General features: G+C 70.6%; 19 protein-coding genes. 10 read left to right on the forward strand and 9 right to left on the reverse strand.

The annotated features are described in order from the left end of the window. Window positions 1–52: 52 nt before the first annotated feature. Window positions 53–424: a hypothetical protein gene (locus tag OG788_RS13250; protein WP_406370914.1), complete on the reverse strand. Its 372-nt coding sequence runs from the start codon at window positions 422–424 to the stop codon at window positions 53–55. A 235-nt stretch (window positions 425–659) separates the two neighbouring features. Here OG788_RS13250 and OG788_RS13255 point away from each other — a divergent pair, with 235 nt between their 5' ends. Next, window positions 660–1607 carry a hypothetical protein gene (locus OG788_RS13255; protein WP_406370916.1) on the forward strand — a complete coding sequence of 316 codons (948 nt, stop codon included), beginning with the start codon at window positions 660–662 and terminating at the stop codon, window positions 1605–1607. Between the two features lie 48 nt (window positions 1608–1655). Here the strand turns inward: OG788_RS13255 and OG788_RS13260 are convergent, their stop codons facing one another. After that, window positions 1656–2081, reverse strand: coding sequence for a Rieske (2Fe-2S) protein (locus OG788_RS13260; protein WP_406370918.1), 426 nt, complete (start codon window positions 2079–2081; stop codon window positions 1656–1658). Window positions 2082–2349: 268 nt separating this feature from the next. On the opposite strand from OG788_RS13260, the gene OG788_RS13265 reads away from it, so the two are divergent. Together OG788_RS13265 and OG788_RS13270 are read left to right on the forward strand one after the other, a co-directional pair. After that, window positions 2350–3417 (forward strand): LacI family DNA-binding transcriptional regulator, encoded by a 1068-nt coding sequence (locus OG788_RS13265; protein WP_406370920.1) that lies wholly within the window; start codon window positions 2350–2352, stop codon window positions 3415–3417. Continuing rightward, window positions 3414–4325 carry a carbohydrate kinase gene (locus OG788_RS13270; protein WP_406370923.1) on the forward strand — a complete coding sequence of 304 codons (912 nt, stop codon included), beginning with the start codon at window positions 3414–3416 and terminating at the stop codon, window positions 4323–4325. Before OG788_RS13265 ends, OG788_RS13270 begins: the two co-directional genes overlap by 4 nt. Before the next feature lie 216 nt (window positions 4326–4541). Here OG788_RS13270 and uvrA read toward each other — a convergent pair whose 3' ends face one another. Then, entirely contained in the window at window positions 4542–7613 is a 3072-nt protein-coding gene (uvrA, locus tag OG788_RS13275) for an excinuclease ABC subunit UvrA (RefSeq protein ID WP_406370925.1), read from the reverse strand. Window positions 7614–7837: 224 nt separating this feature from the next. Between uvrA and OG788_RS13280 the strand changes: the two genes are divergently transcribed. The 5 genes from OG788_RS13280 (at window position 7838) to OG788_RS13300 (ending at window position 12121) form a co-directional block, all read left to right on the forward strand. Continuing rightward, window positions 7838–8527 carry a maleylpyruvate isomerase family mycothiol-dependent enzyme gene (locus OG788_RS13280; protein ID WP_351547965.1) on the forward strand — a complete coding sequence of 230 codons (690 nt, stop codon included), beginning with the start codon at window positions 7838–7840 and terminating at the stop codon, window positions 8525–8527. Between the two features lie 9 nt (window positions 8528–8536). After that, window positions 8537–9193, forward strand: a complete 657-nt coding sequence (locus tag OG788_RS13285; protein ID WP_356757186.1) for an MBL fold metallo-hydrolase — start codon at window positions 8537–8539, stop codon at window positions 9191–9193. Window positions 9194–9549: 356 nt separating this feature from the next. Then, the gene (locus tag OG788_RS13290; RefSeq protein WP_406370928.1) at window positions 9550–10434 is read left to right on the forward strand and encodes an ABC transporter substrate-binding protein; all 885 of its coding nucleotides are present in this window, start codon (window positions 9550–9552) and stop codon (window positions 10432–10434) included. Next, window positions 10431–11357, forward strand: a complete 927-nt coding sequence (locus tag OG788_RS13295; protein WP_406370930.1) for an amino acid ABC transporter permease — start codon at window positions 10431–10433, stop codon at window positions 11355–11357. The genes OG788_RS13290 and OG788_RS13295 overlap by 4 nt, the downstream gene beginning before the upstream one ends. Next, window positions 11354–12121, forward strand: coding sequence for an amino acid ABC transporter ATP-binding protein (locus tag OG788_RS13300; RefSeq protein WP_356757189.1), 768 nt, complete (start codon window positions 11354–11356; stop codon window positions 12119–12121). The genes OG788_RS13295 and OG788_RS13300 overlap by 4 nt, the downstream gene beginning before the upstream one ends. Window positions 12122–12190: 69 nt before the next feature. Here the strand turns inward: OG788_RS13300 and aroQ are convergent, their stop codons facing one another. Continuing rightward, a complete protein-coding gene (gene aroQ / locus OG788_RS13305) occupies window positions 12191–12664 on the reverse strand; it encodes a type II 3-dehydroquinate dehydratase (RefSeq protein WP_406370931.1) in 474 nt (157 codons plus the stop codon). A gap of 101 nt (window positions 12665–12765) precedes the next feature. Between aroQ and OG788_RS13310 the strand changes: the two genes are divergently transcribed. Continuing rightward, on the forward strand, window positions 12766–13812 hold the full coding sequence (locus OG788_RS13310) for a S66 peptidase family protein (protein WP_406370933.1): 1047 nt from the start codon (window positions 12766–12768) through the stop codon (window positions 13810–13812). Between the two features lie 60 nt (window positions 13813–13872). Beyond that, window positions 13873–15174, forward strand: coding sequence for an MFS transporter (locus OG788_RS13315; protein ID WP_406370935.1), 1302 nt, complete (start codon window positions 13873–13875; stop codon window positions 15172–15174). A 7-nt stretch (window positions 15175–15181) separates the two neighbouring features. On the opposite strand, the gene OG788_RS13320 is transcribed toward OG788_RS13315, so the two are convergent. The 5 genes from OG788_RS13320 to OG788_RS13340 all read right to left on the reverse strand — a co-directional run bounded on the left by OG788_RS13320 (window position 15182) and on the right by OG788_RS13340 (window position 20773). Continuing rightward, window positions 15182–16282 (reverse strand): ionic transporter y4hA, encoded by a 1101-nt coding sequence (locus OG788_RS13320; RefSeq protein ID WP_351547990.1) that lies wholly within the window; start codon window positions 16280–16282, stop codon window positions 15182–15184. Window positions 16283–16379: 97 nt separating this feature from the next. Then, window positions 16380–16682, reverse strand: coding sequence for a hypothetical protein (locus tag OG788_RS13325; RefSeq protein ID WP_406370936.1), 303 nt, complete (start codon window positions 16680–16682; stop codon window positions 16380–16382). Between the two features lie 128 nt (window positions 16683–16810). Continuing rightward, window positions 16811–17800, reverse strand: coding sequence for a TerC/Alx family metal homeostasis membrane protein (locus OG788_RS13330; RefSeq protein WP_266757501.1), 990 nt, complete (start codon window positions 17798–17800; stop codon window positions 16811–16813). 320 nt (window positions 17801–18120) lie between these two features. Continuing rightward, complete coding sequence (locus OG788_RS13335) at window positions 18121–20151, reverse strand: TerD family protein (RefSeq protein WP_406370938.1); 2031 nt, start codon at window positions 20149–20151, stop codon at window positions 18121–18123. 43 nt (window positions 20152–20194) lie between these two features. Continuing rightward, window positions 20195–20773 (reverse strand): TerD family protein, encoded by a 579-nt coding sequence (locus tag OG788_RS13340; protein ID WP_351548001.1) that lies wholly within the window; start codon window positions 20771–20773, stop codon window positions 20195–20197. Window positions 20774–20810 lie beyond the last annotated feature (37 nt).

Genomic DNA, 20810 nt, shown 5'->3' on the forward strand with positions numbered 1-20810 from the left:
AGCGCGGTCGGCTCCCGGCCCGCCTGTGGACGGGGGCAGAGCCCCCGCGAGGTCAGCCGCGGCGTCGGCGCAGGGCCCGCGAGACGCTCAGGACGAGCGCGACGAGGGCTCCCACGCCGGCCAGCGCGGACGCGGCCACGACGAAGGGGTCGGTCCGGCCGGCACCGTCGGTACGAGCCCCTTCCCGCCCGGCTCCCTTGTCCTCGCCCGGGTCCCTGCCGTCCCGGTGGGCTCCGCGCCCGTTCCGCGGTGCGCCGTGTCCGGCCGCCGCGCCGAGCGGCGGGGACACGGTGCCCGGCGCCCTGTCCGCGCGCAGCGCCGCACCGGGGTGGCCGTCCGCGCGCCCGGCGGCCGCGTCCGCCGGGGCGGTGCCCAGGGCGGCCAGAACCGCAGCGAGAGCGACAAGTCGTCGTCCGTGGCGCATCGAGTTGCTCCCGGGTGGGGTCGAGGAGGGACGGAGCACGTCCGGGGCTGCGGTGAGCCATGTTGAGCATCAGGTGTTGTCGGGACTTGGTCAACACGCTTCAATGCGGGGGAACTCGGGGCGTGAACGGCGAAACCCGCGGGTGAACAGCCCCCGCGCGCTCGACGGGCGGCCCCGACGACCCGCACGAACGGCCTGACCAGCCGTAGTGAACATCCACAGAAAGGCCCCCTGCATGCGGCACGGCACACAGCACGCGGACGTCGCCACGGCGGAACTGGAGACGGCCCTGCGGGGCGGCCCCTTCCATGTCGCGCTGCGCGCCGCGATCGCCGCCCGCGGACTGCCGCTGCAACGCGTCCAGCACCATCTGTCGCGCTACGGCGTCAAGGTCGGGGTGACGAGCCTGAGTTACTGGCAGCAGGGCGCCCGGCGCCCCCAGCGGCCCGAGTCGCTGCGGGCCGTGCGCGCGCTGGAGGAGATCCTCCAGCTGCCCGACGAGTCACTGATCAGGCTGCTGGCCAAGGCCGAGGAGCGCGCGGACCCCGAACGTCCGACGGGGCGTTCGTACCGCTCCCTGGTGGAGGCCTCCGGTGTCCTCGAACGACTCCTGACCGAGCTGGAGTCACCGCTCGACAACGGTCTGCACACCATCGGCCATCACGAGCGGGTCCACATAGGCACCCATCGCGAACTGCTGGGCCGCGAGTCGCACCACATAGTGCGCGCCCACAAGGACGGCGTGGACCGCTATATGGCCATTCACCACGGCGACCCTGGATGCGAGCCGGAGCGTACGACGGTCCGGGCCCTGGAGAACTGCCGTACGGGCCGGGTGCGCTGGCACCGCGACACCGGTGTGCTCGTCGCCGAACTGCTCTTCGACACCCGGCTCCGGGCAGGCGATACGTTCCTCTTCCGCTACGGCTTCGAGGACGGCACGGCGGGGACGTCCAGCGAGTACGTCCGCGGATTCGGCTTCGCGGGCGGACAGTACGCGCTTCAGGTGCACTTCGCCGAGAACGCGCTGCCCGTGCGCTGCCACCGCTTCACCCAGCACTCGGCGGCCGCGCCGCGCAGTGGCCGCCAGGAACTGGCCCTGAGCGGCCGCCACCGCTCGGTGCACCTGGTCGAGCCGCGCGTGCGGTCGGGGATCGTGGGGATCGGGTGGGACTGGGAGTGACCGCCCGCCCGGGCGCGGTCGCCGGGTCGGTCCGGCCCGCGCCTCGGCTCAGGCGCCCGGCCCGGCGACGATCTTCCCGTCCTTCGCCTCGACCGACAGCTCGTCGAGCGGCACCGTGGCCGGCGCCCGCAGCACCTTGCCGGTCGTGGCGTCGAACTCACTGCCGTGGCACGGACACACGAGCCTCGTGCCCTCCAGCTTGTTGATGGCGCACCCCGCATGGGTGCAGACCGAACTGAAGGCCTTGAGCGAACCGTTCTCGGCGCGGCTGACCACGACGTTCTGGTCCTGGTAGAGCTGGGCACCGCCCTTGGCGACCTCGCTCTCCGCGCCCAGGACGACGGGGGCGGTCGGCGCCGCGGGGCCTCCACCGGCGCTGCCGCCGGAGCACGCGGCGAGGCCGAGCCCGGCGACCGGGGTGAGCGCCGCTCCCCGCAGGACGGTACGGCGGCTCGCGGTCGGACGGCCGGACATGGCATCTCCACTGGTCGAGGCGGTTTCGCGGCGACTCGGCCGAGCACGGCAGCGGACATTCCACCGGCGGGACACGGAGAGTCGCGCGTCGACGATACCGGTACAGATCATTCCGCTCCAGGCGGGGCGGGCCCGGCGCGATCAGGGACGTAAACGCTTACGCACCGATGCGCGTAAGCGTTTACGTCAGCCGTCGGATGAGATACCTTCGCGGGCGAACCACCGGGTTCCGTCCGGGTGCGAGCGCGAGTTCCAGGGAGGGGGCGCCATGGCGACGATGGTCGATGTGGCCCGGCGGGCAGGCGTGTCCATCGCGACCGTCTCGCACGTCCTCAACGACACACGGCCGGTGCTGCCGCAGACACGCCAGGCCGTTCTCGACGCGATCGACGAGCTGGGCTACACGCCCAACACCCTCGCCCGTTCGCTCGTCACCTCCCGTACGCGGTCCATAGGACTCGCGGTGTCGGCCATCAGCAATCCGTACTTCACGGAGATCCTCCAGGGGGTCGAAGCCGGTGCCCTGGAACACGGCTACGGCCTGCTGATCGCCGATCCGCACGACGACCCGGAGCACGAGCGCAAGGTCGCCCAACTGCTGCACGAGCGGCGCGTGGACGGAATGATCATCGCGCCGTCGGCGACCCCGGACGCGCTCCTGCGCTACCTCGCGCGGCACGACGTACCCACCGTCCTCCTGGACCGGCTCGTGGACCCTCCCGCCGGGAGCGGCTTCCGCCATGACCAGGTCGGCGCCGAGAACACCGGCCCCATGGCGGGCCTGGTCGGTCATCTCGCCGAACGAGGCCACCGGCGGATCGGACTGGTCGCGGGTCTGCCCGGCCTCAGCACCACGACCGAGCGGATCACCGGCTACCGGCACGGCCTCGCGCGGGCCGGACTCCCCTACGACGAACGGCTCGTGGCGCACGGCGACTCCCGGGCGGAGACGGCCGAGGAGGCCACCCACCGGCTGCTGGCCCTGGGGGCGCCGCCCAGCGCGCTCGTCACCGCCAACAACGCCATGACCATCGGCACGCTGCGTGCCCTGCGTGACCGGGGCCTGTCCGTGCCCGACGACCTGGCCCTGTGCTGCTTCGACGACTTCTCCTGGGCGGATCTGTTCACCCCCCGGCTCACCGTGATCGCCCAGCCCAGCAAGGAGATCGGCGCCGGCGCCGTGCGCCTGCTCCTGGAACGGCTGGCCTCGCCGCGCCTGGAGAGCCGCACCGTGCGGCTGCCCTCCGCCTTCGTCCACCGCACCTCGTGCGGCTGCCCCGAGAACCCCGTACGCCCCGAAAGCCCCGAGGTACCGAGGAAAGGACCCGCGTCGTGATCGTCGTCGCCGGTGAGGCCCTGATCGATCTGGTGCCGCAGGGAGCGGGGGCCCTGGCGGGCCTGCTGCCCCGTCTCGGCGGCGGCCCCTACAACACGGCGGTGGCGCTCGGCCGCCTCGGCTCCCCCACCGCCTTCTGCTCCCGCGTCTCACGCGACGCGTTCGGCGAAGCACTTCTGAGCGGGCTGGGCGACGCGGGCGTCGACGTGTCGTCGGTGCAGCGCGGTGGCGAACCGACGACCCTGGCCGTCGCCACGATCGGTACGGACGGGTCCGCCGCCTACTCCTTCTACGTCGAGGGCACGGCCGACCGGCTCTTCTCTGCCCCGGACCGGCTCCCCGACGCCGCGCGGGCGGTGTCCTTCGGCACCTGCTCCCTCGTGCTGGAACCGGGCGCGAGCGCCTACGAGGAGCTGATGCGGGCCGCCTCCGCGCAGGGCGTCTTCACGGCACTGGACCCGAACATCCGCGCCGGTCTGATCCCCGATCCGGACGCCTACCGCGCCCAGTTCAAGAGCTGGCTGCCGTCGGTGTCCCTGCTCAAGCTGTCGGAGGAGGACGCCCGGTGGCTCGGCGGCACCCCGCGCGAGTGGCTGGCCTCCGGCCCCTCGGCCGTGGTGATCACCCAGGGCGGCGACGGTCTCATCGCGTTCACCCGGGACGGCTCGGTCCACTCCGTGCCCGGCGAAACGGTCGACGTCGTGGACACCATCGGCGCGGGCGACACGGTGAACGCGGCCCTGCTGCACGGTCTGGCCGCCAGGGACGCCCTGTCCCCGACCGCGCTGGCGGAACTGGGCGCTCGCGGCTGGACCGAGCTTCTGGGCTTCGCGGCCCGCGCGGCCGCCGTCACCTGCTCCCGCGCCGGAGCCGAACCGCCGTACGCCTCCGAGGTCGGCGCCCCGTAGGGGCCCACGGGAACACCAGTCCGCCACCCAGCCGGCCCTCGCCCCCTGGTGGCGGGCCGGCCGGCCGGCCGCGGTACGACACGGCGCCCCGCGGGAAGCTCCCGCGGGGCGCCGTGTCGTACGCCGTTCTCGGCGGCTGCCGGGCCCGGACAGCTCCGTCGGTCCGGGCCCCTACAAGCCGCCTGTTGGGTCAACCGGTGCGTCGGACCGGCCGGTTCAGGCCTTGCGAGCCCGCGTGGTCTTCTTCGCGGGGGTCGCCTTCTTGGCGGCCGTCGACTTCGTGGCGGCCGTCGACTTCGCGGCGGTCTTCTTCGCCACGGCCGCCTTCTTGGTGGCCGTGCTGTTGACGGTCTTCGTGGCCGTCTTCTTCGCCGTCGTCCCGGCCGCGACCGTCTTCCTGGCCGCGGTCGTGCGGGGGGCCCTCACGGGAGCGGCGTCGCTGATCCGGTCGGCGCCGAGGATCTCCCGCAGGAACTTGCCGGTGTGGCTGGCGGGGACACCGGCGACCTCTTCGGGCGTGCCCTCGGCGATCACGAGACCGCCGCCGTTGCCACCCTCGGGGCCCATGTCGATGACCCAGTCCGCGGTCTTGATGACATCGAGGTTGTGCTCGATGACGATGACCGTGTTGCCCTTGTCGACCAGGCCGGACAGCACCGTGATGAGCTTGCTGATGTCCTCGAAGTGCAGACCGGTGGTCGGCTCGTCGAGCACGTACACGGTGCGGCCGGTGGAGCGCTTCTGGAGCTCGCTGGCGAGCTTGACGCGCTGCGCCTCACCGCCGGACAGCGTCGGCGCGGACTGGCCGAGCCGGACGTAGCCGAGGCCGACGTCGTTGAGCGTCCTGAGGTGACGGGCGATCGCCGGCACCGCCTCGAAGAAGCCGAGCGCCTCCTCGATCGGCATGTCCAGGACCTCGGAGATGGACTTCCCCTTGTAGTGGACCTCCAGGGTCTCCCGGTTGTAGCGCGCCCCGTGGCAGACCTCGCAGGGGACGTACACGTCCGGCAGGAAGTTCATCTCGATCTTGATGGTGCCGTCGCCGGAGCAGTTCTCGCAGCGGCCGCCCTTGACGTTGAAGGAGAAGCGGCCGGGCAGATAGCCCCGCACCTTCGCCTCGGTCGTCTCGGCGAACAGCCTGCGGACGTGGTCGAAGACTCCGGTGTACGTCGCCGGGTTGGAACGGGGCGTACGGCCGATGGGCGACTGGTCGACGTGCACGACCTTGTCGACGAGGTCGTCGCCGTCCACGCGGGTGTGCCGGCCCGGTACGTTCCTCGCGCCGTTCAGCTCACGCGCCAGGTGCGTGTACAGGATGTCGTTGACCAGCGTCGACTTGCCGGAGCCCGACACACCGGTGACGGCCGTGAGGACGCCCAGCGGGAAGGACACGTCGATGTCCTGGAGGTTGTTCTCGCGGGCGCCGTGCACCGTGAGCCTGCGGCCCGGGTCGGCGGGGCGGCGGATGTCCGGGGTCGGGATCTGCCTCTTGCGCGACAGGTACTGGCCGGTGATCGACTCGGCGTTGTCGAGGAGTTCCTTCAAGGGTCCGCTGTGCACGACCTTGCCGCCGTGCTCGCCCGCGCCGGGGCCGATGTCGACGACCCAGTCGGCGACCTTGATGGTGTCCTCGTCGTGCTCGACGACGATGAGCGTGTTGCCCATGTCACGGAGGCGGACCAGGGTCTCGATCAGCCGGTGGTTGTCCCGCTGGTGCAGACCGATGGAGGGCTCGTCGAGGACGTACAGGACGCCGACGAGTCCGGAGCCGATCTGGGTGGCCAGGCGGATGCGCTGGGCCTCGCCGCCGGAGAGGGTGCCGGCCGCGCGGTTCAGCGACAGGTAGTCGAGGCCGACGTCGACCAGGAAGCGCAGGCGTTCGTTGACCTCCTTCAGCACGCGCTCGGCGATCTTCTTGTCGCGCGCGTTGAGCTTCATCTTCCCGAGGAAGTCGGCGCAGTCGCTGATGGACATGGCGGCGACCTCGGCGATGGACTTCTCCATGACCGTGACCGCGAGGACCAGCGGCTTCAGACGCGTGCCCTGGCAGGTGGGGCAGGGCACCTCGCGCATGTAGCCCTCGAAGCGCTCACGGCTGGCGTCGCTCTCGGACTCGCCGTGCCTGCGCTTGACGAAGGGGACGGCCCCCTCGAAGGGCGTGGTGTACACGCGCTCCCGCCCGTACCGGTTGCGGTAGCGGACCTCGATCTGCGTCTTGTGCCCGTAGAGCAGGGCCTTCTTCGCGCGCTGCGGCAGACCGGCGAAGGGGATGTCGGTCCGGAAGCCCAGCGCGTCCGCGAGGGCGCCGATCAGACGGCCGAAGTAGTCCTTGGTGTGCCCGTGCGACCAGGCGTGGATGGCGCCCTCGTCGAGGGACTTCTCCTCGTCCGGGACGATCAGCTCGGGGTCGACCTCCATGCGCGTACCGATACCGCTGCACTCGGGGCAGGCGCCGAAGGGCGAGTTGAAGGAGAAGGAACGGGGCTCCAGCTCCTCGAAGGACAGGTCGTCGTACGGGCAGTACAGGTGCTCCGAGTACATGCGCTCGCGCTCGGGGTCGTCCTCGGGGAGGTCGACGAAGTCGAGCACGACCATGCCGCCGGAGAGGCCGAGCGCGGTCTCCACGGAGTCGGTGAGACGGCGCTTGGCGGAGTCCTTCACCGTGAGGCGGTCGATGACCACCTCGATGGTGTGCTTCTCCTGCTTCTTCAGCGTCGGCGGCTCGGTGAGCTGGATCGTCTCGCCGTCGACCCGGGCACGGCTGTACCCCTTGGTCTGGAGGTCGGCGAAGAGGTCGACGAACTCTCCCTTGCGCTCGCGCACCAGCGGCGACAGGACCTGGAAGCGGCTCCCCTCCGGAAGCTCCAGAACCTTGTCGACGATGGCCTGCGGCGACTGACGGGAGATGGGACGGCGGCACTCGGGACAGTGCGGCTTGCCGATCCGCGCGAAGAGCAGCCGCAGGTAGTCGTAGACCTCGGTGATGGTGCCGACCGTCGAGCGCGGGTTGCGCGAGGTCGACTTCTGGTCGATGGAGACGGCCGGGGAGAGACCTTCGATGAAGTCCACGTCCGGCTTGTCCATCTGGCCGAGGAACTGCCGTGCGTACGAGGACAGGGACTCCACGTAGCGCCGCTGGCCCTCGGCGAAGATCGTGTCGAAGGCGAGGGAGGACTTGCCCGACCCCGACAAGCCCGTGAAGACGATGAGCGAGTCGCGCGGGAGGTCGAGCGAGACATTCTTCAGGTTGTGCTCGCGCGCTCCACGGACGATGAGACGGTCGGCCACGCCGGTCCGCACCTTTCTTGAGAGAAGTGACAGGGGCCGCAGGCCCCCGTCTTTCTCAGACTAGGGGGAGCCACTGACAGCGCCGGTTGGTTTCCCTGGTTCACAACAATCCCGGGCCATCCAGCATGCCCGACGCCACCGTCGAGCTTATAGCACGTGTATTCGATTTGCGGGGGTGACCGAGCACCTTCACCCGAACGTGTGGCAGAGCTAGGGTCGGCCTCATGATTGATCATGTGCGCGACCTGGCATCTGTACGTGACGCGACGGAACGGCTGCTCAGCGCAGCCGCCAAGTTGGACAACGCTTCCGTGGCCGAGCCGTCACGGCTTCCCGGCTGGAGCCGTGGGCATGTGCTCGCCCACCTCGCCCGCAACGCGGACGCCCTGGTGAACGTCCTGGACGGGCGCCCCATGTACGCCTCGGCGACCGCCCGGGACGCCGACATCGAGCGGGACGCCCCGCGCCCCCTGGACGCCCAGCTGGCGGACCTGCGCGAGAGCGCGGCCCGCTTCGGGGAGACCGGAGCCGCTCCCGCGGACTGGTCCCGCACGGTGGAGCTGCGCAACGGGGTCACCGACTCAGCGGCCCGGGTGCCGTTCCGGCGGTGGGTCGAGGTCGATCTCCACCATGTCGATCTGGGCATCGGATACGAGCTCGAAGATCTGCCGGAGGAGTTCGTGACCCGGGAGATCGACTTCCTCGCGGAGCGCTTCGGCGGACACAAGGACGTGCCCTCCACGGCACTGGACGCCGGCGACGGCCGGGTGTGGACCACGGGCGGGGGCGCCGAGGGCGGACCGATCGCGGTCCGGGGCCCGGCGGCCGATCTGCTCGGCTGGCTCTGCGGCCGCCGCGACGGCACCGGCCTGACGGTCGCCGGAGGAACGCTTCCGGCCCTCCCGCCGCTATAGGCTGCCGTCATGACGTACAGCGGAGCGGTGAAGGTCGGCGGCCCTGCCGACGTGCACGAGCTGCAGGACCTGATGATCTCCAAGGTCGCGGTCGGTCCGATGGACAACAACGCCTATCTGCTGCGCTGCCGGGCCACCGACGAGCAGCTCCTGATCGACGCGGCGAACGACGCCTCGACGCTGCTCACCCTCATCGGTGACGACGGCATCGCGTCCCTCGTGACCACTCATCAGCACGGCGACCACTGGCAGGCGCTCGCCGAGGTCGTGGCCGCCACGGGCGCGCGCACGTACGCGGGCCGGGACGACGCCGACGGCATCCCGGTGCCGACCGACGTTCCCCTCGATGACGGCGACACGGTCAGGGTCGGGAACGTGGAACTCACCGCGCGCCATCTCGTCGGGCACACGCCGGGCTCGATCGCCCTCGTCTACGACGACCCGCACGGCCATCCTCACGTGTTCACCGGCGACTGCCTCTTCCCCGGCGGGGTGGGCAACACGCGCAAGGACCCGGAGGCCTTCGCCCGTCTCATCCACGACGTGGAGACCCGGATCTTCGACGTACTGCCGGACGAGACGTGGGTCTACCCCGGCCACGGCAACGACACGACGCTGGGCGCCGAGCGACCCCATCTGCCGGAGTGGCACGCACGGGGCTGGTGAACGCGAACGCGGGGCGCGCACGCGGGGCGTGACGCCTCACGCGCGCGCCCCGTGTGAACCGAGCGCACGCGCCGGTCTCACGCGCGCGCTCCCCCGGTCCGGCACCGGTGCAGTCCACTGGAGGCGGCCCCGCGCGGGATGACGGCTCCTGTGCGGCAGGGCCGCCGGCCCGTCGATCCCCGCCCTCGGCCGGCGGCCCGGGCCCCGCCCTTCCGCCCCCGCAGTCGACGGCAGGATCGCGTGCGGGGGGCGGCTGTGGCGGAAGTGTTCACGGGACTGCAACACCCGTTCCCACCATGCGGACAATTACCGCTGTGACCTGGACAAACGGCGGGTTTCGCTGCCACTCTCCCGCCATGCATCGACCCCAACGCGCCCTGCGCCGTGCCGCGTCCGCCGGAACCGTCGCCCTGCTCGCCCTCGCCGTGGGCTGCGCACCGCAGCCGGAGGGGAAGGCGTCCGGCAAGGCTTCCGGAAGCACAGCCGAGACCTGCGCCAAGGGCTCGTTGAGCACGCGGACGGCCGGCAAGCTCACGGTCGCCACCGACGAACCCGCGTACGAGCCGTGGTTCAAGGACGACAAGCCCGCCAACAAGAAGGGCTTCGAGTCGGCGGTGGCGTACGCCGTGGCGCGGCAACTCGGCTACGCCGACGGTGATGTCGTCTGGCAGAGCGTGCCCTTCAACAAGGCCTTCGCGCCCGGTGCGAAGACCTTCGACTTCGACATCAACCAGGTGTCGATCAGCGCCGAGCGCAAGAAGGCCGTGGACTTCTCGTCCGGCTACTACGACGTGCGCCAGGCCGTGATCGCGCTGAAGAGCTCCAAGGCCGCGAAGGCGACGAGCCTCGCGGACCTCAAGGGCCTGAAGCTGGGCGCCCAGGTCGGCACCACCAGCCTGAACTACATCGACGACGTGGTGAAGCCGGACCAGGAACCGGCCGCGTACGCGAAGAACGACCAGGCCAAGTCGGCGCTGAAGAACGGTCAGGTGGACGCCATCGTCACCGATCTGCCGACCGCCTTCTACATCACGGCCGCCGAGGTGACCGACGCGAGGATCGTCGGGCAGTTCGAGAACCGGGGTGGTACGCCCGAGCAGTTCGGGCTCGTCCTGGACAAGGGCAGCGCACTGACCTCCTGCGTGACGAAGGCCGTGGACGCCCTGCGCGCGGACGGCACGCTCGCGAAGATCGAGAAGCAGTGGCTGTCCGAGGCCGTCGACGCCCCGGTGCTCAAGTGACGGCGATGAAGGAGGAGTCGGGAGAGGACGCCCCCGAAGGAGAGGTACCCGAACGGGACGGGCCCGGCGGGCGCGACCCGTACGTCCCGTCGCGGCGCAGGATCGAGCGCGAGCGCCACCGGCGCGTGCGGGCCCGCCGTTCCGCGGCCGTCGCCGCGCTCTCCACGCTCGCCACGGCCGTGGTGCTGTACCTCGTCGTCGTCGACGCGCCGGGCTGGCCGCGTACGAAGGAGACGTTCTTCGACGCGTCGTTCGCGCGTGAGGCGTTCCCGAAGGTCCTCGAAGGCCTGTGGCTGAACCTCCGGCTGTTCGTGGTGTGCGGTGTCGTGGTGCTGGTGCTCGGCACCCTGATAGCCGTGGCGCGCACGCTGCGGGGGCCGATGTACTGGCCGGTGCGTGCCCTCGCCACGGCGTACACCGACTTCTTCCGCGGTCTGCCGCTGATCATCTGTCTGTCGATCGTCGTGTTCGGCGTACCGGCGCTCCAGTTGCAGGGCGTCACCAACGACCCCGTCCTGCTCGGCGGGGCGGGCCTGGTGCTGACGTACTCGGCGTACGTCGCCGAAGTCGTCCGCGCCGGCATCGAGTCCGTGCATCCCTCGCAACGGGCGGCGGCCCGTTCGCTGGGCCTCACGACCCGGCAGACCCTGCGCCATGTGGTGCTGCCGCAGGCGGTACGCCGTCAGGTCCCGCCGCTCCTCAACGACATGGTGTCCCTGCAGAAGGACACCAGCCTCGTCTCGATCGGCGGCGCGGTGGAGGCGATGCGCTCCGCGGACATCATCGTGGGCCGCAGCCTCAACTACACGGCGTACATCGTCGCGGCGCTGCTCTTCGTGGCGCTGACCATCCCCATGACGCGCTTCACCGACTGGGTCACCGCCCGTATGGACCGGCGCCGCAGCCAGGGAGGCACCGTATGAGCAAGGCACCCGTCCCCGACGGTCCGATGCTGCGGATGGAGTCCGTCCGCAAGACCTTCGGCGATTCGCTGGTGCTGCGGGACGTCGATCTGGAGGTCGCCCCGCACACGGTCACCACGCTGATCGGCGCCTCCGGCTCCGGCAAGTCCACCCTGCTGCGCTGTGCCAACCTCCTGGAGGAGATCGACGACGGCGCGATCTGGCTGGACGGCGAGGAGATCACCGACCCGCGGGCCGACCAGGACGCGGTGCGCCGGCGGATCGGCGTCGTCTTCCAGGCCTACAACCTCTTCCCGCACATGACCGTCCTGGAGAACATCACCCTCGCCCCGCGCCGCGTGCACGGCGTGGGCCGCGCGGACGCCGAGGCCCACGCGCGTGAACTGCTGGAACGGCTCGGGCTCGGTGCCAAGGCGGACGAGTACCCCGACCGGTTGAGCGGTGGCCAGCAGCAACGGGCCGCGATCGTCCGCGCCTTGGCCGTGCGCCCCAAGCTGCTTCTCCTGGACGAGATCACCGCCGCCCTGGACCCCGAACTCGTGGGCGAGGTCCTCAATGTCGTCCGCGATGTGAAGGAGGACGGCATGACCATGGTCCTGGCCACGCACGAGATGGGCTTCGCCCGCGAGGTCGCTGACCAGGTCTGCTTCCTGGACGGCGGCGTGATCCTGGAACGCGGCACGGCCGAGCAGGTCTTCGGGGATCCTCAGCAGGAGCGCACGCGACGCTTCCTCAAGCGGATCGTGGAGGCCGGGCGTCTGTGACGCCCGGGCGTCCGCGGCCTCGGGCGGACGCCCGCTCGGTGGCACGGGCGGACGCCTCTCCCGCAGCGGTCAGGTGTCCGCCCGTCCCGTGCCCACGAGCGCCGCGACCCGCTCCACCGCGAACGCGTACCCCTGCACGCCACAGCCCGCGATGACCCCGTCGGCCCGCAGCGAGACATAGGAGTGGTGCCGGAACTCCTCGCGCTGGTGGATGTTGGAGATATGGACCTCCACCACAGGAAGTCCGTCACAGGTGTTGAGCGCATCCAGGATGGCGACGGACGTGTGCGAGTAGGCGGCCGGGTTGATGACGATCCCCGCGTGATTCTGGCGGGCCTCGTGGATCCAGTCCACCAGCTCGCCCTCGTGGTTGGACTGCCGGAAGTCCACCGTGCCCCCGTGCGCGGCCGCTGCCTTGGCGCACAGCGCCTCCACGTCCGCGAGCGTGTCGGAGCCGTAGATCTCCGGCTGCCGCTGCCCGAGGAGGTTCAGGTTGGGGCCGTTGAGAATCATGATCGGGGCGTTGGCGAGGGTGCGGGGCACGTTTCCTCCGGGCCTTCAGGTCTGCCGGCCCGTCCAGGACCGCTGTTCGGACCCGGTTTATCACGATGCACCGAAAGGGTGACGGCTCGTACCCTCTCGCCATGACGACACCCGCCTACCCTCCCAAGCCCCTGCCCGGTGACCGGGTGGCCGTGATCTCGCCGTCCAGCGGGCTGCCCGGCCTCTTCCCGCTCCCGTACGAGCTGGGCCTGGAGCGGCTGCGCAAGGAGTTCGGCCTCGAACCGGTCGAGTACCCGACGACCCGGAAGATGGGTTCGACCCCTCGGGAACGGGCCGACGACCTCCACGCTGCGTTCGCCGATCCGACGGTCAAGGCGGTCATCGCGTCCATCGGGGGCGACGACCAGATCACCGTGCTGCCGCTGCTGGACACCGAGTTGATCCGGGCGAACCCCAAGCCCTTCTTCGGATACAGCGACAACACCAACTTCCTCGTCCACCTGTGGAACGCCGGAATCGTCGGTTATCACGGCGCAACGGTGATGTGCGAGTTCGGCCGCCCGGGCTCCATGGACCCGCTGACCGCGGAGTCGCTGCGGGCCGCGCTGTTCACCTCCGGGCCGTACGAACTGCGCCCCGCCGACCGCTTCCGCCAGGTCGACGCGCCCTGGGAGGAGCCGGAGAGCTTCGTCTCCGAGCCGCGGACCGAGCCGGGCGCCGGCTGGACCTGGCTCCGCCCCGACCGGGTGGTCGAGGGCCGCTCCTGGGGCGGCAACATCGAGATCCTGTCGTGGCTGCTGATGGCCGACCGCGAGATCGCCCGGGACCCTTCCGCGTACGACGGTCACGTCCTGTTCCTGGAGACCTCGGAGGACATGCCCGGGGCGGACGAGGTCTACTGGATCCTTCGCAGCATGGGCGAGCGCGGCCTGCTGCGACACTTCCCGGCACTCCTCATGGGCCGCCCGAAGGCGTGGTCGTTCGAGCAACCCCTTGATCCGGAGGCCAGGGCCCGTTACGCGCGCGACCAGCGCGAAGCGGTGCTCCGGACCATCGACATATATGCCCCGGACATGATGGTCGTCTTCGATGTGGACCTCGGTCACACCGATCCGCAGATCGTCATCCCCTATGGAGGGCTCATCCGCGTCGACGGCCCGGCCCGGCGCATCACCGTCACCTACTGACGCACGCCGCACTCCCGCGCGCCCCCGTAACCGCCGGTCACTGTGGGTAGTTGACCCGGCATGCACGACGTACGCACCGTAAGGGCGCCCTCCATGCTGCGGCTCGCGGCCGCCTCGCTCGCCGGGACCGCCATCGAGTTCTACGACTTCTTCGTCTACGGGACCGCGGCCGCGCTGGTTCTCGGGCCGCTGTTCTTCCCGACGTTCTCGCCGCTGGCGGGGACGCTGGCGGCCTTCGCGACGTTCGGCGTCGGATTCGTCGCCCGTCCGCTGGGCTCGGTGTTGTTCGGGCACATCGGGGACCGGCGCGGGCGGCGGCCCGTTCTGGTGGCCTCGCTGCTACTGACCGGCGCGGCGACCGTCGCCGTCGGCTGTGTTCCGACGTACGACCGCATCGGTGTCGCCGCTCCCGTGCTTCTTCTGGTGCTGCGCTTTCTGCAGGGGCTCGGACTCGGCGGCGAGTGGGGAGGGGCCGTGCTGCTGACGGTCGAACACGCGCCCGCCGAGCGGCGCGGACTGTGGTCGAGCTTCCCCCAGATCGGCCCGTCCCTCGGATTCGTGCTGGCCAACGGCGTGATGCTGGCACTGTCGGCGACGCTGTCCGACGCGCAGTTCGCGGCGTGGGGGTGGCGGGTGCCGTTCTGGGCGGCGGGAGTGCTCGCGGCGGCGGGGCTGTGGCTGCGCGGTTCGCTCGCGGAGAGCCCGCGGTTCCTGGAGATGGGGGACCACGCGCGCGTACCGCTCGCCGAGGTGGTGCGCGACCACTGGCGGCTCGTCCTGCTGACGGCCGGCGGACTCGCCGTCGGATACGCCGTGTTCTACGCGGTGACGACCTGGGCGCTCGCCTACGGCGTCGAACGGCTCGATGTGAGCCGCACCGTCATGCTGACCTGCATCATGGCCGCCGTGGTCGTGAAGGGATGCCTGACGCCCCTGGTGGCCCTGCTGGGAGACCGCTACGGTCGGCGGCCGCTGTGCATGGCGGGCTGTGCGGGGGCCGCACTGTGGATGTTCCCGATGATCGGGCTGCTGTCGACCGGCGAACCCCTCCTGATGTTCCTCGGATTCCTGGTGGCGCTCATCGCGTTCATCACGATGTTCGCGGTGATCGCCGCGTATCTGCCGGAGCTGTACGAGCCGCGGGTGCGCTGCACGGGCGCGGCCGTCGGATACAACCTGGGCGGGGTCCTCGGGGGCGCGCTCACCCCGATCGTGGCGACGGCGGTGGCGAGCGGGGAAGGCGTGCCGTGGGGCGTGGCCGCCTATCTGACGGGGATCGCGCTGCTGAGCCTGGGGTGCTTCGCGCTGCTCCCGGAGACCCGGTCGGTGCCTCGCCTGGCGGTCGTCAGAGCCGCGGAGTGACGGTTGGTCAGGGGTTGATGGCCAGCTCCAGATAGGCGGCGAAGATGACCAGGTGGACGCCTCCCTGGAGCGGGGTGGCCCGCCCGGGCACGACGGTCAGGGCGCTCACCACCACGGTCAGGGCGAGCAGAACCATCTCGGTCGGGCCGAGGCCGAGAACGAGTGGTCCCGACAGCCAGAGCGACGCCAGGGCGACGGCGGGGATGGTCAGTCCGATGCTGGCCATCGCGGAGCCGAGGGCGAGGTTCAAGCTGGTCTGCACCCGGTCGCGGCGGGCGGACCGCAGTGCCGCGATCGTCTCGGGGAGCAGCACGAGCAGCGCGATGATCACACCGACCACGGAGTGCGGCATACCGGCCGCCTCGACCCCGGACTCGATGGTGGGCGACACACCCTTGGCCAGGCCGACCACGCCGACCAGGGCCAGGCCGAGCAGTCCCAGGCTGATTCCGGCCATGCGAGCGGTCGGGGCGTCGGCGTGGTCGTCCACGTCGATGACCTGGCCCTGCCGGGTGATCGGCAGGAAGTAGTCCCGGTGCCGGACGGTCTGGGTCGTCACGAACAGGGCGTACAGGACCAGGGAGGCGAGCGCGGCGAAGGTGAGCTGCGCGGTGGAGAACTCCGGGCCCGGCTTGCTCGTGGTGAAGGTCGGGAAGACGAGGCTGAGTGTGGCCAGTGTGGCGACGGTCGCCAGGGCTGCCCCCGTGCCCTCCGCGTTGAAGACGGCGAGTCCGTGGCGCAGTGAGGCGACGAGCAGACACAGACCGACGATGCCGTTGCAGGTGATCATCACGGCCGCGAACACCGTGTCGCGGGCCAGCGTCGAGCTCTTGTCGCCGCCGTCCGCCATCAGGGTGACGATGAGGGCGACTTCGATGACCGTGACCGCGACCGCGAGGACGAGGGAACCGAAGGGTTCGCCCACCCGGTGCGCGACCACCTCGGCGTGATGCACCGCGGCGAGCACGGCGCCCGCGAGGACCAGCGTCACCAGGGCGACCATCGCGGCGGGCAGGTCGCGCCCCCAAGTGAAGGCCAGCAGCACCACCGCGATCACGGGCACCACGGCGGTCCACTGCCTCGCGAGTGCCCGGAGCCGAACGATCATGACGCGATCGTCGCAGTCGAGAGCGTGCCCCGCACTCCGGCGGCGCGAGGCTCGCTCCGGAAGCGCGGCGGACGAGTCCGCCCTCGGAAACGGCCCGCTACTTCAGCTCGGTCGTCTCCTGTACGTCGCAGTCCGTGAAGACCGGCGGCCTGGTGCACAGCGCGGCCAGTTGCTCCGCCATCTTGCCCGTCTCCGGGTCGCTGCTGTTGCGCATGGCTTCCTCGTACGAGGCGAACTCGATCAGCACGAGGTAGCGGTTGGGCGTGTTGCGGTCCTTCAGCACGAGACGGTGGGTGGGGCCGCCCTCGCGTCCGGCGCTGCGCCCTTCCGCCTGCTCGACGAGCAGCCGCATCTCGTCCATTCGCTCGGATTCGATGTCGATGATCTGTACGAACTTCATGGATTCCTCCACCCGGCCCGGGCGCTCCCGGGCGGGAGACGCTCGGGATCCAAGCAAGCACCGGGAGCGGTGGTCGGCAATTCGTCACGCACCGCTCCCGGGGGTGGTTGTTTCTCCGTTCGATGTGGTCAGACGTCGATGCTTTCCTTCGGAGCGCTCTCGGCCCGCTCGCGCGCCGCCTGCTTCCTGGTGGCGGTCAGGCTCGTGATCGTGGTGACCACGAGGACCGCGCAGATCACGCCGAGGGAGACCGGTATGGAGATCTCGGGAACGTGGACGCCGGACTCGTGGAGCGCGTGCAGGACGAGCTTGATGCCGATGAAGCCCAGGATGACCGAGAGCCCGTAGCTGAGGTGGACCAGCTTCTTGAGCAGGCCTCCGATGAGGAAGTACAGCTGTCGCAGACCCATCAGCGCGAACGCGTTGGCCGTGAAGACGATGTACGGGTCCTGGGTCAGGCCGAAGATCGCGGGGATCGAGTCGAGCGCGAAGAGCACGTCGGTGGTGCCGATCGCCAGCATCACGACCAGCATCGGCGTCATGACGCGCTTGCCGTTCTCCCGGATCCACAGCTTGGTGCCGTGATAGCGGTCGGCCACGCCGAAGCGCCGCTCAGCCGCCTTGAGCAGCTTGTTCTCCTCGAACTCCTCGTCCTCCTCGTCCGCCCGCGCCTCCTGGATCAGCTTCCAGGCGGTGTAGATGAGGAACGCGCCGAAGATGTAGAAGACCCACGCGAAGTTCGCAATGATCGCGGCGCCCGCGGCGATGAATATCGCGCGCAGGACGAGGGCGATGAGAACGCCCACGAGCAGCACGCGCTGCTGGTACTTCGAGGGCACGGCGAATTTCGCCATGATCAGGACGAAGACGAAGAGGTTGTCGACGCTCAGCGACTTCTCGGTGATGAAGCCGGCGAAGAACTCTCCGGCCGGCTCACCGCCGGAGAAGAGGAGCAGTCCGAGTCCGAACAGCCCGGCCAGGGCGATCCAGACGACGGTCCAGATTCCGGCTTCCTTGATCGATACGTCGTGCGGCTTGCGGCCGATGAAGAAGTCGACCGCGATCAGTGCGGCCAGCCCCACGATGGTCAGGACCCACAGGGTCAGGGAAACATCCACTGCGCCTCCGGCAGTTCGTAACGGCAGATTCAGCGTCGTCGCGCTACCGGAGGTCTCTTCCACCCGCGGCTGCCGGGGCGCTGGGTGCGCCCGGAGCCCGCGGGCCGACGCCCCGGGATCTGGCCTGATCCGTATTGACGGGTACGTCGCAGCAGGTAGGGAGTACTCCCCTCCGTATGGAAAAAGAGTACCCGAACCACCAAGGGAAGGTAAAGGGATTAGTAAAAGAAAGACCAAATTGCCTGGTCAGGACGCTTTACCGATGCTTGGTAAAGCGGCTTGAGGCCCCTGCGCCCAGGGATGCGCGAAGGAGGTCGGAGTCAGCGGTTCCAGGACCGGCGGGCCGCCGCCACCTGGGCGAGGACCTGCTGGAGCACCTGGCTGTTCGCGGGAACGAGCGAGGGTTCGTACGTCCACGCGTGTCCGACCCACGGGTCGGCGAGATGGTCGTCGGGCACCGGCGTGATCCGCAGCAGCGACCGCCAGAGCGGGTCGAGCAGCGGTCCGTACGCGGCCGCCTCCTCGCGGTCGGCCACCATCATCAGATGGACGCCGACGGCCGGCCCCTCGTCCGCCAGGTAGCGGAGCTGGGTCACGGCACGGTCGTCGAAGCCGTGCGGGAAGTCGTTGACGATCAGCAACTGCTCGGCGGTGTCGAGGCCCGGCGGCAGCGAGTCGGCCGCGCCCCCGCGCAACGCCATCTGCACCAGGTCGACGCGCTCGGTGAGCCGGGCCAGTACGTCCGCCACACCCGCCGCACCCACGGCCGGCGGGCTGTGGAGCACCCCGGACTGCACCAGAGGTGACAGGGACGAGGCTCCGGCACCGGCCGCGTCGATGACGTGCACGGTGAACTCGCCCGCGGGATACGCGGCGAGCAGCCGGGCGGCGTGCGCCACCGCGGTGTCCATGGCGAGGCGGCGCAGTTGGTCGGAGTCGGCGAGCGTGCCGTCCAGGGAGGCGCGACCGCTGTCGATCCACAGGCCGCGCTCCAGCGGCAGGCGCATCAGCATCGGGATGCTCAGGTTCTCGCTCTCCGGCAGACGCAGCTCGCCGAGGCGCAGCGCCATGGGGATCTCCATGGGTACGCGGTAGCCGTGCCAGACGGGGTTGTCCCAGCTCGCGTACGCCAACGGCAGCGCGGGCTCCACGACCTCGGCCTCGGCGGTCAGCTGGGCGAGGTCCCGGTCGAGGGCGGCCCTGGCCTGGTCCACGAGGAGTGCGTGCTTGGCGCGGGCGGCGTCGCGCGCCGCATCGCCCTGCCCGCCGATCCGGCTGCGCGGGTCGGAGAGGACGTGGTCGAGCTCCTTCTCCATGCGCGAGTCGGCGAAGTCGACGGCGCTGCGGTACGCGGCGACGGTCCTGGCCAGGTCCTCGAACATCCCCCACACCTGGTTGTACAGCCGCTCCTCCATGGACCAGCCGGTCGCGTCTCCCGCGACGGGCTGGGCGGGCTGCCCCGGCTGGACCGGCGGCGCGGTCGGCGGGGGCGGTGGCGGGGCAGCGGTCTGCCGGCCCGGGTGGCTGTAGTCGACAGGACCGCCACCGGTGGGTGACGTCGGCTGGGTGACGGTGGAGGGGTCGGGCTGCACGGGGCCCACCGGACCGCCGGTCTGCGGCGCCGTGACTCCCTGCGGACCGGGCGTGTCGTACGGGGACTGGTGCGGTGTCACGGTCCCGGGAGCGCCCTGCGGTCCAGGTCCGGCGTACGGCTGATCCGGTCCCGGTGCCGAGGTGGCCGTCTGCCGTGACCGGTCCCCCTCCGCTGTGCGGGGCGGGGGCGCCGCCACGGACCGGGCCAGGCCCTGGGCCACCGCCTCGTTGATGGTTCCGGCGAGCTGTCGGGCCTCGGGGAGTCCCTGGTCGGTGAGGAGTTCGGCGAGGCCGCCGGCGTAGCCCTGGCCGACCGCGCGGACCTTCCAGGCGCCCTGCCTACGGTAGAGCTCCAGGGCCACGACGGCGGACTCGGCGTCCAGGCCGGTGACGGTGTAGCTGGCGACCTCGGAGCCGTCGAGGCCGGTGACCGCGACGAAGGGGGCGGCGACGGCGCCGAACCGGACCGGCCCGCCGACCCCGGTGGGCAGCGCGAGCAGCACGCTGACCCGGTGCACGGTCGGCGGCAGGGCGTCCAGGTCGAAGGCCAGGCGGTGATCGGCCGCCGCCTGCTTGGAGACCTCGAGTCCGGGCAGCGTGGGCGCGCCCGGATGTGCCACCCACTCGACGCCTCGGACCCTGCCCTGCTCGTCGCTGAGCGTGGCCCCTGCCACGATCGGCTTCCCGGCCGAGACACGGACCTCGAGACGGACCTGGGAGAGCGGGTGGTTCTGCCCCCTGACCAGCTCGGCCGTCATCGTCTTGTCCCCCTATGTCGCTTCGTGCGTGTGCGCCGGCTGCCTACAGGTGCGGCAGGATCGCGGGCATCAGGTCCTGGAACGTGCGGCCGTTGGCCGGCGTTCCGAGGGCCGTCATCTGCCAGCCGGTTCCGGCGCGGTGCACCTTCGCCATGATCTGGGCCGTGTACTGGCCGCCGCCCGCGAGCGTGTAGCGGGCGAGCTCCTGGCCGTTGGTCTCGTCGACCAGGCGGCAGAACGCGTTCTGCACTTCCTGGAAGGTCTGGCCCGTGAAGGAGTTCACGGTGAAGATGATCTGGTCGATGTGGACCGGGATGCGCTGCAGGTCGACGAGGATGGCCTCGTCGTCACCGCCCTGACCCACACCGCCGACCAGGTTGTCCCCGGTGTGCCGCACCGAGCCGTCGTCGCTGACGAGGTGACGGAAGAACACCACGTCGACGGGCTGCTTGTCCGCGAACAGCACGGCGGAGGCGTCGAGGTCGATCTCTCGGGTGCGCGAGCCGAACAGGCCGCGCCGGGGGGCGGCCTGCCATCCGAGTCCCATACGGACCGCGGTCAGCGTGCCCCCGTCGTTCTTCTGCAGACTGATGGCCTGACCCTTGGTCATGTTGACCGTCACGCGCTGTTCCCCTCTCGAACTGTCCCCTGTTGCCGCG

The organism is Streptomyces sp. NBC_00647 (genome assembly GCF_045207245.1).
Classification (GTDB): Bacteria; Actinomycetota; Actinomycetes; order Streptomycetales; family Streptomycetaceae; genus Streptomyces.